Below are 11,750 nucleotides of genomic sequence, written 5' to 3' on the forward strand. Positions count from 1 at the left end.
AATCTATGCTTTCAATATATCTAATGTTTTTGTATCAATATTTTTGTGTGTATTAAATGCAGCTACATTTGATTCGTAAGATCTCATTGCTTCAATCATATTAACCATTTCAATAACAGGATTAATATCGGGATAAGCTACATAACCTTCTTCATTAGCATCAGGATGTTGTGGTTCAAATCTCATAACAGGTTTTGCATCTGACTCAACAATAGATTTAACACCTACACCTCTTAAAGCTACTTCTGTTTGATCTTTTGGACTCATTTTATCCAAAGATGAAGCACTGTTATCTTTTGCATTAGTTTTACCAAGTAATATATCTTCAAAAACTACTTCTTGTTTTTTATAAGGTCCACCTTCTTCTGTATGCGTAGTTTTTGCATTTGCTATATTTGCACTTGTAATATTTATTCTTGTTCTTTGAGCACTCATACCAGAAGCTGCTACATCATATCCATCAAAAAAACCCATTGCTAACTCCTAATTATATTTGCATTCTCATAACTTCTTTATATGCATTTAAAGCTTTATTTTTAACTTCTAATCCAAGTTTCATAGAAAGTTCAGCTTCTTCTATTTGTTGTACTGCATGTTGAAGATTTGTTACTTTACCACTTGCTATTTCATCCATAGCTTTATAACCTTGCATTTGTTCTTTATTTACCTCAGAAACAGCATCATTTAACATATTTGAAAAAGTAGAATCTTTTTTATTATCTAAATTTATATTATCTTTTAGTGTTAGTGGATTTATTGAGTCTGCTATTGAAGATATTTTCATCCATTATCCTTTAGCTTGCATTTTGTTTTTCAGCTTTTTCTTCAGCTTTTACTATATCTTGAACATTTAGCTCATTTAACATAGCATCTATTTTTTCTTCATTATAGTTAAAATCAAGTTCTGCTTTTCTATCATCTAAACTAAATAATGAGATTATTAATGAAAGCATCATATTACTGATACCTTTTAAAATTACTGTTACACCTATTATACCTAAAATCATCTCATAAGGCGTAAATAGTTCTGCATTTACTACAAAAAATATTACAGTTGCAAAGAATCCAGTGGCTATATATAATCTAAAGATACCACTGTTTATAACATTTTGAGAAAATCTTTCTACAACCATGTTACTCTTTTTTCTTTAACAATAAAAAAAGTACAATATTTTGTGTGTTCTTGCACTTCAAACAGCCTTTAGTGAATATTTTTTAATAAATAATCAATTATCACCTGCAGTTGTCTTGTAGAATCATCTTGAACAAACTCTTTTGTAAAGAGTTTTCTTAATCTTCCAGTTGTTGATATATTAGCAGATGTTGAAACGTTACCTATGTATTTTACCATAAAATCTTCGCTTAGTCTATTTTTTTTTGCCAAATTAATAAGGGAATTTACAATAGTATTTCCTATCTGGTAGCTCTTAGTATGGTTAAAACATAACATAAGCTTACTTTTATCATTGGATAGCATTTTTATAAGTGAATACACATCTGTAAGGGCACTAGGATCAGTAGTTGTAATAGCTAAAATATTATCAGAAATTGATAGAAATTCTTTTACATAATCATTTAATCCTGCACCTGTATCTACAAGTACTATATCAAATTTATTTAAGTCAATAACATCTTGAACTATTCGTGAAAATATAAAAGAGTTAGAATGATTTGAATATTGAAAACCACTCTTTCCCGCTATTAAATATAAATCTTCATAATCAGTTTTTAAAATAACTTCATCTAAACTTTTCATACCATCAATATAATCAAAAAGTGTCACTTTTGGTTTTAAGTTTAGTAGTACTTGCATATTAGCTAAACCTATATCTGCATCAATTACCGCTACTTTAAAACCTCTTTTTGATAATAAAAAAGCTATATTTGCTGTAAAGGTTGATTTTCCAACACCACCTTTTCCTGATGTTATAGTTACTAGTTTTGTTTTAGATTTATAATTGCCTCTAACTTTATTTGTTAGATTTACAAGCTTACTTGCTTGAGATGAAATCGCATCAAACAAGTCTATCTCCTAACACATTCATTATTCATAAAACAATCAATTAAAAAAGAGCTATCAGAAACAACTAAATCATCTGGTACATTTTGTCCAATTGAAAAATAAGTTATTGATTTTTTTGTTTTATGTGAAAATGAAATTAGATTACCAAAACTTTTTGTTTCATCAAGTTTTGTGAAAGTTAAATAATCAATATTAAGCCTTGAATAATTAGCATATATTTCAAGTAAATCACTTTGTTTAACATTTGCAGGCATTACTAATATTTTCTCAATTGGTAATTCTTCAACTTTCTTTTGATAATCATTAATCATCTCAATTTTATCAACGTCATATTGGCTAGATCCAGCTGTATCTATAAATATATAATTACAATCTTTTAATCTTAAAAGTGCCTCTGATAAATCCTCTGGCTTTTTTACAATCTCTAAAGGAAGTCTCATAATATTAGTATATGCTTGCAATTGCTCAATAGCACCTACTCTAAATGAGTCTAACGTAACAATCCCTACTTTATAACTTTGACCTAATTTATAAGCATATCTAGCAGCTAATTTTGAAATAGTTGTAGTTTTTCCAACGCCTGTTGGTCCTACCATCATAATAATCTTTCTTTGATGTTTTCTTAATGGCATTTCATATTTTACAGGGATGATTCTTCTAAGAATTAATTTAAAAAAATCATTTACTTTTTTAGGATTTGATTTTAAAGAAATAGGCAATTGCTTAATTGTCTTTTTCATAATTGTATATGTCATTTCTTGATCAAACTCATTTTTCTCAAAAAGATTATAAATATCTACAAATTCATGGGGAATTGTTAAATCATATAGCTGACTTTTAGGGTTCCATAAAGATTTTTGAACAAGCTCTAACTTCTCTTGCATTTTTGTAATCTCTTCTTTAAAATCATATACATGTGTATTAATTGGTGTTGAGTCTTGTTTATATTGTTTTGTAACTACTGATTTTTTATAAGGCATGTTATTTTTTTTGTCTTCATCCTCTAAAGCAACAACAACCTCATACATATTTTTACCTGCATCATGAGCATTGGCAATTTTTTTAGTTGATATTACAATTGCTTCTTCACCACACTCATCTTGAGCAGCTCGTAGTGCAGCTGTAGGTGTTTCTCCTAAGAAAGAGAGCATATTCATTTTAATCTTCCATCTTTATAGATTTTTTCAATTGTACCATCAGCCTTTTTTATTCTGATAAAATCATTGTTCTCATAAATAATTTTACCTTTTTTTTCTATTTCCAGTGCACCAAATTTGAATGTCACACTTTGTTTTTTATAAGTTTTTACATTTTTTTGACAAAGAATTGAACCATCATTTATATAATGTTTAGTTACATACTCATTCTCATTTATATCTTTTAAAGTTAAAGGAATACAAGATTTTCTTACTTTATTAACATTAACCAATCTTAGTTTTGATTTGGATAGTTTTTCCTCATAAGCAAATGATTCTTTTGCTATAAGAACCGTTAATGCATAAGAGTGAATTGACAAAAGTATAATCAATAAACTATGCTTTAACATCGAAGATTTGTCCTCCATTTACAACTGTTATTTCATCAACTAAATCACTATACATTTGCTTAATTGGTAAAACGATTGAAGCTAATTTTTTATTTAATTCATAAAGTTCTTTCAAATCATCTTCTAGAGCATCAACTTGATCTCTATAAATATTTACATCAACTCCCTCTTTCATTTCAGAAATCAATTCACGATTTAAATCTGATTTTAAAGAAGCAATTTCATTTATCAAATCATGTTTATGGTCATTTCTTTCAAGAAGAGCTTCATTTTTACCCGCTTTTATATCTGTGATATCTTGCTTAATTGATTCTTTTAATTCATTAACAAGTTTTGTCATATTATTTACTACATCATTAACCATAATTTATCCTTGCTTGTTATTTCTTGATAAAAATTCATAAAGCATATTACTTATTCCCAAACTTCCGGTTGAATTATCTGAAACAGCTTGTGTATACATACCTTTTATAATATCAGAACCAGCACCTTCACCAGCTACTTTTGTTGATTTCAAAGATATATCCATAATTTGCTTTAAAAAAAATGCTTCAAACTCGTCACTTACTTTTTTTAATTGTTCTTCTTCTAACTTATCTGTTTTAATATTATCAAATTTTTTTGTATTATTAATCATAGACATATTTACTAAGTTATTACTATTAATATCCATTATTCCAACCTATCAAAGAAATTTTCTTCACTTAAAATATCATCTTGTGCTTCTTGAGCAAAGAATCTCATTTCTACTCTTCTATTATCTGCTGAAAGTTCACTTTTCGGATGAAATGAGGAGTAAGCAGATACTTTTAAAATTGATGGATCAATTCTATTTTTAATAAGCTCTTTTACAACAGAAATAGATCTTAATGCTGATATATCCCATCCATCCCTTGGTATTTCACTATTGTTTAAATTATTTCTATCTGTATGCCCTATAATTTCTATATTAAAAGTTTGAGGCATTGTTCTAATAACTCTTGCAATTTTTGCAACAAAGTTTTTAGCTGCTGGATTTGTTAAATCATACTCACCTGGGTTAAACATAATAGTTGAGGGAATATCTAAAGTAAATTCATTTTTCCCTTTTTCTATATTTACTTCTTGAAGTTCTGTTGTTGAATTCGAATTTATTTCTTGTACAATTTGAGACATCTCTTCCGCTGCATTTTCAGCTGCACTTTCACTAGAACCATCACTATCATCATCTTCAGATGTACTTTGAGCATTATCATGTTTTTCAGTTTGTGTTTCTACAGAAGTTGTAGTATCAATAAAACCCATTGCTTTTTTCATTACCTCAAAATACTCTTCAACTTTCTTTTTATCCATTACTGCCATAGATAAAAGAAGAATAAAGAATGTTAAAAGTAATGACATAAGGTCACCAAATTGAACTAGCCAACCTGGTAAACACTTAGGACACTCTGGACATTTATTCTTTCCCATTTATTTTCTACTCTTCCACTTCTGTTAAAATCGCATTTAACTGCATTTTGATATTACCTATTGATTCCTCAGCAGCAATCATTGTAGTACCTTTTATAATTACTTCACAAGCAACCATTTCTTTATTATGTTTTTGTTCTAATTTACTTTCAAAAATACCTGCAATTAATGTTCCAACTAAAGCCCCATACATTGTAGTAAGTAAGGCAACGGCCATAGCTGGACCAACAGCAGCTGGATCTGAAAGGTTTGCAAGCATAGCAACAAGACCAACAAGTGTTCCAATCATACCCATTGCTCCTGCTGTTCCACCAATATTTCCAAAAATACCAATCATTGTCTTATGTCTTTTTTCCATATGCTCTAATTTATATTCAAGTAAAGGCTCTAAAACTTCTGGCTTTGTACCATCAACTAAAAGTTGAAAACCTTCTTTGAAAAAAGGGTTTGTTTCTTCCATAACTTTTTGTTCAATCTGCATTACACCATGTTTTTTAATCTCAGTAGCATAAAATATGATTTTTTCAACTAACTCAGGTAAGGGTTCTACAGGAACTTCATTTATTGCAACTTTCATTGAAGCACCAACTCTTTTTAAATCACTTGCTTCAAACTGTCCTGCTGTAACGGCAATTGTTCCACCAAATACGATAACAACAGAAGGTACATCAAGATAAGGTCCAAAACCAACTCCACCTAAAATAATAGCTAAGGCAACTAAACCCCATCCACCACCAAACCCAGCTAAGGTACTTTTATCCATAACTTACATCCCTATGTGACTTAATCTTAAGTCTTCATTTCCAATTTTTTTGATTTTTAAACCAAATTTTCCTTCAACTATAACAGCTTCACCTTCACCAATCTTAACACCATTTACTAAAACTTCTAAAGGCTCATTTACCATTTGTTCAAGTTCAATAATTTCACCAACGTCCCATTTTAAAATATCTTTCAATAAAACAATCTTAGTACCAAGTCTTACACTTAATTTTAATTTTACATCATATAATAATTCTAAATTTTTTGGTGGCTTAAAAGAGCTATCCATACTTGAACTTGAGGGTGAAGGAGTAGCTTGCGGTGCACTTTGAGGTGCTTGATCTTGAACAGGAGCTGTATCTCCAACAATAGTAGAGAAGAAAGGAAGTATAATTTCATCAAAATTTACAATTATTGGTAATTTCTCATCACCTAAAGATACTACAAACTCATGACTATTTTGTTTTGCTTCTAAAACATCAAGTTCAACTATCTTTGAACCTACAACTTCAGCTTTTATTGATTCAACATCTCCAAAACCTTGTGCATTAACAGCAGTACAAAAACTTCCACAAATATTTGATATTATTTCATTTACAGCATCGGTAATCTCATCATCAATATGCTCTTTTAAATCACCCATTCCACCCAGCATTAAGTATTCAAATTTTGTAGCACTTATTGTTGGTACATAAAAAAAGCAAGTTGAAGAGATGGCTTTAAAGTCAAATTTTACTTGTGCTTCTATAAACTGTGAAGATTCATAGTTCTCTATTGATAAAGGGTTTACTGTTTCAACTTGTGAACTATTTGATAATAACTGCTCCAGCGTATTTGCAAGTTCATCTTTGAATATATTTGATAAATCTGATGCCAATTAAACTAACCTTATTTTTTATTTTGTGTTTCTTCTAGTTGTTGAAGGATGTATGCTTTTACTTTCATCATATCTTCCGTAGGATATTTATATTCAGCATCACCTTTAGTAATTTTTACAAAAAAGTCTTTTGAATTCTTGTTATACCCAAATTTTACATTATCTAAAATTACTTCATTTGCTTGTATTTCTTGTTTACTACCAAGTGTTTTTTTATACTCTTCATCTTGAATTAGCTTACTTTTTTCACTCGTTTCGTTTACTTTTTCAACTTTTTCAATATTATTTAGTTTTGCATTATCTATTTCAGCGACTCTACCAAGTTCCATACTAGACTCCTTGAAAGATACTATTTTTAAATATTATAGCAGAAAAAAATTTAAATAATTAGTTGTATAAAAAGTTTTATGTATAAATTATAAAGATTCTAAATATTCATCAAAGCCAATAAGTTTAAAGTCAATAAGGGCATCTTTATAAGCCTGCGTAATATATTGCTTTGCACTTGAAATCTTAAGTTCTTGAATTAGCTGTACAGCCGTTAAAAAGTCTGCATCCTTATCATTCAAAATTGCTTTAATTAATGAAATTTGAATTGAAGCGTCATTATATCTTCCTGCTTCAAGTAAACCAGCAACTAAAAGATACATCGTATACTTATCCTCAAGTTTATACTCTTTTTGCAAATACTCAATTGTTTTGATAGTCTCATCAGGTTTACCCAAATGCAAATCACTTAAAGCCTTAGTTCGAAGATAAGATGGAGACTTTTTACCCACGATTGTTAAATCAGCTTTTTTCATTAAGCCAATTGCTTTTAAAATATCAATATAATATTTTGTGATAATAAGTGGACCTTCTAAAAAATTATTATTAAGAGTTAAAGGAACACTATCTTGTAATCTAGAGAAATACTTATAATTACTCTCATTTTCATTTCTATAGACTAACCTCATTAAATATGTCAAAGGGTCTTTAAAGTGTTTTGATAATAAAGGATGATCTATTGTATGTTCATTATTTTTTAGCTTTTCTAAATAGTCTAAAGCCTTAGAAAAAATAGTGTTTTTATAAGATAATGCTTCTTTTTCAAACTTATATTCTTCATTTATAAATAGTTTATACACTTTTTTAGCAAAATAGTTATAAGTTCCTTCTTTTGATCTTATTATTGCATCAATATAATCTTGATCTTTTAGTTTTTTTCCTAATTTATTTGCTGTTATAAGAGTCATTACAGCATATAATTTATTACCAGGATTTAACTTAAAAGCTTTTTGAAAATGCTTATGAGCATTAAAATAATCTTGAATATGTGTGTACGATAATGCTAAATTATAATATATGTAAGACTTAGTATCTGTGGCTAAAAGTTTTTTTAGTTTAACCACTCTTATTATAGGATCTTCTTTTATAATACTTAAAAATTTATTGTTATACTCTACCATTTCTTCTAAAGAGTCTAGATTACCTTGTGAATTAAAAATAAAGCCTTTTGAACTATCATAAATAATCTCTTGAGAATCTGAAAAAATAAATGGTGCGAAATAGAATAAAAAACTATAATTTCGATCATCATCAAATTTCAATACAAAATCTAAATAGTCTTTTGCTGTGTATTTATTTTCATTAAAAAATATTTCTAATGGTAAATCTTGATTGGCTTTAAAAATAGATTTTCTTTCTTGTATTAAATCCAAATTCTCTCTTAATCTTTCAATATTATTAGATTTTAAATCTATAAAAACTCTAAACCAAAGAATATGATTTAATCTATTAGGATTCAAAGTATTATTTTGAGCTTTTTCTAAAAGAATATTTGCTTTTTCATAATCTTTTAATTTTATATATAAAAGAGCTTTTTTTAAATCCATTGCATAATCCATTGCATTTAAAATTTTTAAAGCACTTTTGTACTCTTTTAATATTATATAAGTATCAGCAAGCATTCTTTTTGAATGTTCAGTTAAATCCTTATATTTCCTTGCAATTTTTACAATAGTGTCTAAGTACTTATTATCTTTTGAAATTTGATATAAATAATAACAAGCTGACATATATGAATAAGTATTAGTATTAGAAGCTGTTTTATTTTCATAAATACTATTTAAATAAACAATTGCTTTATCAATAGCACCTAATTTATAATAAGCAATTCCAATATTTAGTTTTGATGGTATTTCTATTATAGGAGAAGTTCTTTCAAGAATTTCTATAGCTTTTTTATATTCACCTTTTCCTAAAAAAAGCACTGCTTTATTAAACTCAACTTGTATAGCTAAGTTCTCTTGTGTTTTTTTTAATTTATCATATTGAAAAAGTATCTCTGGTTGAGACTCTATTAACTCATTTTTAGCATATAAAGTACTATTAAAAATAGCAAATACTAATACTATTTTATATACTAAAATATTTGTTAATTTATTTTTTCTAAACCATTGTGTTAACTTGTGCATATAACTCTTCATTTCTACTTTCAAGTTCATCAACTCTATGTCTTAGATTCATATTTTCAAGTCTTGCTTCTTGTAAATCATCCCTTGCAACTTGAAGATTATCATGACTATTTGATAATGTGTTTGAACTAATTTTTGCTTGTTTTTCATATCTATCAACTATTTTTTGCAACTTACTAATTTCTTCTTCTAACAAATTCTTTTCTTCATTTACTTTTCGATACAAAGACTTGTATACATTAGCACTTGAGAAAAAATATAATAATAAGATTCCAATAATTGTAATTAATAAAAAATTTTCCAAAACTATCCTACGCAATTTAAGTAAAGTAGTATAATACTACTTCACTTATTATCTTTTTAAGTTGATTAATGTGTTTAATAACTGATCTGAAGTTGTGATTGATTTAGCATTTGCTTCAAAGGCTCTTTGGAATACCATAAGATTTACTAAACTTTCACTTAAATCAGCTGTACTAAGTTCTAAAGTTTTACCTTCAACTTTTGCAGTTTTGTCATTATTTAAGTTATAAATAGGCTCACCTGACTCATTTGTCTTAGCAAGTAAGTTATCACCTGATGGATTTAAGCCTCTATTATTATTAAATAAAGCAATTGCTACTTGACCAATTGCAAAATCAGCTCCATCTTGTTTCATCATAATAAGACCAGTACTATCAACTGAGAACTCACCAAAGGCTGAATCTGAAATACCTAAAGTATCAAGTCTTAATTGTAATGAACCTTTTGTAGCAGTTTGATCTACTTTATTTATAAGTTCAATAAACTCAGCACCGGCACCTTGTCTTCCACTGTAATCATTATTTTTATCAAGTGGAGTATATACAGCTGTTAGGTTTGCACCAGCTGTATCTGTAGTATGATCATCAGCAATTTTCATAGAACCTGTAAATTCTACATCATAATTTTCATTTAATGTTTCAATTACTAAGTGTCCATTTACATTTTTTGCAACTATATGATCAGGTAAGTTATTTGTTACTGTTGATGTAGTACCATCCTCTGATGAATAAGTAATTCTTGAACTATCATTAATAGCTGCAACAATATCATCTATTGATGTAACACCATCTAAGTGAATATTTAAAGCATTTGGAGGAGTTGCACCATCATTTGGAATTGGTACACTTTGACCTAACTCTTTATCATAGATTGTAATACCATATGTAAAGTCTTTTGTAACACTCCCATCTTTTGCCAATGATAAATCACTAGTAGTATAAACATCTCTTTGCTTACCAGTAATAAGTTTAGATAAAGCATCTTTTGATGACTCTAGTGCTCCAATACCTTCACCTTTTTTAGCTGCAATTGTTGTTAAATAATTACCTTGTACTGTTGTGTTACCTGAACTCTCACCCACTTCTGATATTGTAAACTCTTGTCCTGGTATAAGTGATTTAATCTGTATTATACCTTTTGACATTTGGTATAAATCATGAGAATTTGGACTTAATGTATCATCTAATTCTAATACATCATTATTTGTTCCTCCACCCTCATCTGATATATGTGCTACTAAGCCTGGTACTTCATCAGAAATCTTATTTGCTAAACCTTTATATGTCTCAATTCTACTTGCTATCATATTTAAAGTATCTTTTTGTGCACTTGTTAGAGCATCAATTTCTGCATCTGTTGGAGGTGATGATAATGTTCCTGTTGCAGGTAAACTATAATCTGCTAGGTATGCATCTCCAAATGGTGTATTTGCAGCTGCATCTACATAAAAGTCTTTAATCCATTGTTCAGTTGCTGTTGTTGATATATATGTTTGTGATTTTTTTACACCATCTATAAATACATATATTTCTTCACCCTCTTTACTTACTAGTGAGTCTGCATCTGATGTTTTAAAGTTAATATGTGATACTTGTGCTGTTGATGTTGCTGATGCTCCATCTGGCTCTTCTGATAATCTTTGTAGCCACGTAGCATAATCTTTTATTGCAGCTTCAATATCTGATACTTTTGCAGATTTACTTTTATATCCTGCTCCGTCAAATACTGTTTCTGAGTCACCCTTTGCTGTTTGAGTATAATCAGTGGCTTTTGCTGTAATTGTTTCTACATATGTACTATGTTTTATGATTTTTGATGATAAAAGTTTAGTATAATCATTTGTAAATACATTTACATTTGGATTTGTACTTGTTACATCTTTTTGTGGATCAATTGAAGTCATCATCCAACCTTGAACTTCATTTCCTGCTGAATCTTGAAGGGTTCCATTATCACCCATTCTGAAGTTTCCGGCTCTTGTATAGAAGTTCTCAGTTGTTCCTGTTGCTCTTGTATTTGCAACTGTAAAGAAACCCTCACCACTTAAGGCCATATCGTAATCAACACCTGTTAATTTTAGGTTACCTTGTGTGTATAGTTTCTCTGCATCTAATATCTTTGAACCTTTACCAATTCTATCTTGGTACATTTGGTCTGCAAATGATATTCTTGATGACTTAAATCCGATTGTATTTACATTGGCAATATTATTTGATTCATTGTCTAATGCTTGTTGTTGTGAAGATAGTCCAGATATCCCCGTCCATAGTGCGCCAATCATGATTTATCCTTTTTATAAAAATGGTGAACAAAATGTTCACATATTAATACTTT

Annotated in this window: 15 protein-coding genes; all 15 read right to left on the reverse strand. The window is 28.6% G+C overall.

Annotated features, from left to right (window positions below):
• Positions 1 to 3: 3 nt before the first annotated feature.
• The 15 genes from flgC to NJU99_RS12080 all read right to left on the reverse strand — a co-directional run bounded on the left by flgC (position 4) and on the right by NJU99_RS12080 (position 11,697).
• Positions 4 to 474 (reverse strand): flagellar basal body rod protein FlgC, encoded by a 471-nt coding sequence (gene flgC / locus NJU99_RS12010; protein ID WP_254576148.1) that lies wholly within the window; start codon positions 472 to 474, stop codon positions 4 to 6.
• A gap of 13 nt (positions 475 to 487) precedes the next feature.
• Positions 488 to 784, reverse strand: coding sequence for a flagellar hook-basal body complex protein FliE (fliE, locus tag NJU99_RS12015; RefSeq protein ID WP_254576149.1), 297 nt, complete (start codon positions 782 to 784; stop codon positions 488 to 490).
• A 10-nt stretch (positions 785 to 794) separates the two neighbouring features.
• A complete protein-coding gene (locus tag NJU99_RS12020; protein WP_254576150.1) occupies positions 795 to 1,133 on the reverse strand; it encodes a hypothetical protein in 339 nt (112 codons plus the stop codon).
• A gap of 68 nt (positions 1,134 to 1,201) precedes the next feature.
• Complete coding sequence (locus NJU99_RS12025) at positions 1,202 to 2,023, reverse strand: P-loop NTPase (RefSeq protein WP_254576151.1); 822 nt, start codon at positions 2,021 to 2,023, stop codon at positions 1,202 to 1,204.
• Between the two features lie 2 nt (positions 2,024 to 2,025).
• A complete protein-coding gene (gene flhF, locus NJU99_RS12030) occupies positions 2,026 to 3,180 on the reverse strand; it encodes a flagellar biosynthesis GTPase FlhF (protein WP_254576152.1) in 1,155 nt (384 codons plus the stop codon).
• Positions 3,177 to 3,569 (reverse strand): hypothetical protein, encoded by a 393-nt coding sequence (locus tag NJU99_RS12035; protein WP_254576153.1) that lies wholly within the window; start codon positions 3,567 to 3,569, stop codon positions 3,177 to 3,179. The genes flhF and NJU99_RS12035 overlap by 4 nt, the downstream gene beginning before the upstream one ends.
• On the reverse strand, positions 3,556 to 3,933 hold the full coding sequence (locus NJU99_RS12040; protein ID WP_254576154.1) for a hypothetical protein: 378 nt from the start codon (positions 3,931 to 3,933) through the stop codon (positions 3,556 to 3,558). Before NJU99_RS12040 ends, NJU99_RS12035 begins: the two co-directional genes overlap by 14 nt.
• Positions 3,934 to 3,936: 3 nt before the next feature.
• The gene (locus tag NJU99_RS12045; RefSeq protein ID WP_254576155.1) at positions 3,937 to 4,242 is read right to left on the reverse strand and encodes a hypothetical protein; all 306 of its coding nucleotides are present in this window, start codon (positions 4,240 to 4,242) and stop codon (positions 3,937 to 3,939) included.
• The gene (locus NJU99_RS12050) at positions 4,242 to 5,018 is read right to left on the reverse strand and encodes an OmpA/MotB family protein (protein WP_254576156.1); all 777 of its coding nucleotides are present in this window, start codon (positions 5,016 to 5,018) and stop codon (positions 4,242 to 4,244) included. Before NJU99_RS12050 ends, NJU99_RS12045 begins: the two co-directional genes overlap by 1 nt.
• Before the next feature lie 7 nt (positions 5,019 to 5,025).
• On the reverse strand, positions 5,026 to 5,781 hold the full coding sequence (locus tag NJU99_RS12055; protein WP_254576157.1) for a motility protein A: 756 nt from the start codon (positions 5,779 to 5,781) through the stop codon (positions 5,026 to 5,028).
• A 3-nt stretch (positions 5,782 to 5,784) separates the two neighbouring features.
• Positions 5,785 to 6,657: a FliM/FliN family flagellar motor switch protein gene (locus tag NJU99_RS12060; RefSeq protein ID WP_254576158.1), complete on the reverse strand. Its 873-nt coding sequence runs from the start codon at positions 6,655 to 6,657 to the stop codon at positions 5,785 to 5,787.
• Between the two features lie 11 nt (positions 6,658 to 6,668).
• A complete protein-coding gene (locus NJU99_RS12065) occupies positions 6,669 to 6,986 on the reverse strand; it encodes a flagellin (RefSeq protein WP_254576159.1) in 318 nt (105 codons plus the stop codon).
• Positions 6,987 to 7,073: 87 nt separating this feature from the next.
• Positions 7,074 to 9,113 (reverse strand): tetratricopeptide repeat protein, encoded by a 2,040-nt coding sequence (locus NJU99_RS12070; RefSeq protein ID WP_254576160.1) that lies wholly within the window; start codon positions 9,111 to 9,113, stop codon positions 7,074 to 7,076.
• Positions 9,088 to 9,417, reverse strand: a complete 330-nt coding sequence (locus NJU99_RS12075) for a hypothetical protein (RefSeq protein ID WP_254576161.1) — start codon at positions 9,415 to 9,417, stop codon at positions 9,088 to 9,090. Before NJU99_RS12075 ends, NJU99_RS12070 begins: the two co-directional genes overlap by 26 nt.
• A gap of 48 nt (positions 9,418 to 9,465) precedes the next feature.
• Positions 9,466 to 11,697 carry a flagellar hook-basal body complex protein gene (locus tag NJU99_RS12080; RefSeq protein WP_254576162.1) on the reverse strand — a complete coding sequence of 744 codons (2,232 nt, stop codon included), beginning with the start codon at positions 11,695 to 11,697 and terminating at the stop codon, positions 9,466 to 9,468.
• Positions 11,698 to 11,750: the final 53 nt, after the last annotated feature.

The organism is Arcobacter roscoffensis (assembly GCF_024267655.1).
Lineage (GTDB): Bacteria > Campylobacterota > Campylobacteria > Campylobacterales > Arcobacteraceae > Arcobacter_B > Arcobacter_B roscoffensis.

Coding starts and splice junctions, on each gene's coding strand:
- flgC (WP_254576148.1), bottom strand. CDS start 474: ATGGGTTTTTTTGATGGATATGATGTAGCAGCTTCTGGTATGAGTGCT.
- NJU99_RS12020 (WP_254576150.1), bottom strand. CDS start 1,133: ATGGTTGTAGAAAGATTTTCTCAAAATGTTATAAACAGTGGTATCTTT.
- NJU99_RS12080 (WP_254576162.1), bottom strand. CDS start 11,697: ATGATTGGCGCACTATGGACGGGGATATCTGGACTATCTTCACAACAA.
- NJU99_RS12050 (WP_254576156.1), bottom strand. CDS start 5,018: ATGGGAAAGAATAAATGTCCAGAGTGTCCTAAGTGTTTACCAGGTTGG.
- flhF (WP_254576152.1), bottom strand. CDS start 3,180: ATGAATATGCTCTCTTTCTTAGGAGAAACACCTACAGCTGCACTACGA.
- NJU99_RS12065 (WP_254576159.1), bottom strand. CDS start 6,986: ATGGAACTTGGTAGAGTCGCTGAAATAGATAATGCAAAACTAAATAAT.
- NJU99_RS12035 (WP_254576153.1), bottom strand. CDS start 3,569: ATGTTAAAGCATAGTTTATTGATTATACTTTTGTCAATTCACTCTTAT.
- NJU99_RS12045 (WP_254576155.1), bottom strand. CDS start 4,242: ATGGATATTAATAGTAATAACTTAGTAAATATGTCTATGATTAATAAT.
- NJU99_RS12055 (WP_254576157.1), bottom strand. CDS start 5,781: ATGGATAAAAGTACCTTAGCTGGGTTTGGTGGTGGATGGGGTTTAGTT.
- NJU99_RS12070 (WP_254576160.1), bottom strand. CDS start 9,113: ATGCACAAGTTAACACAATGGTTTAGAAAAAATAAATTAACAAATATT.
- fliE (WP_254576149.1), bottom strand. CDS start 784: ATGAAAATATCTTCAATAGCAGACTCAATAAATCCACTAACACTAAAA.
- NJU99_RS12040 (WP_254576154.1), bottom strand. CDS start 3,933: ATGGTTAATGATGTAGTAAATAATATGACAAAACTTGTTAATGAATTA.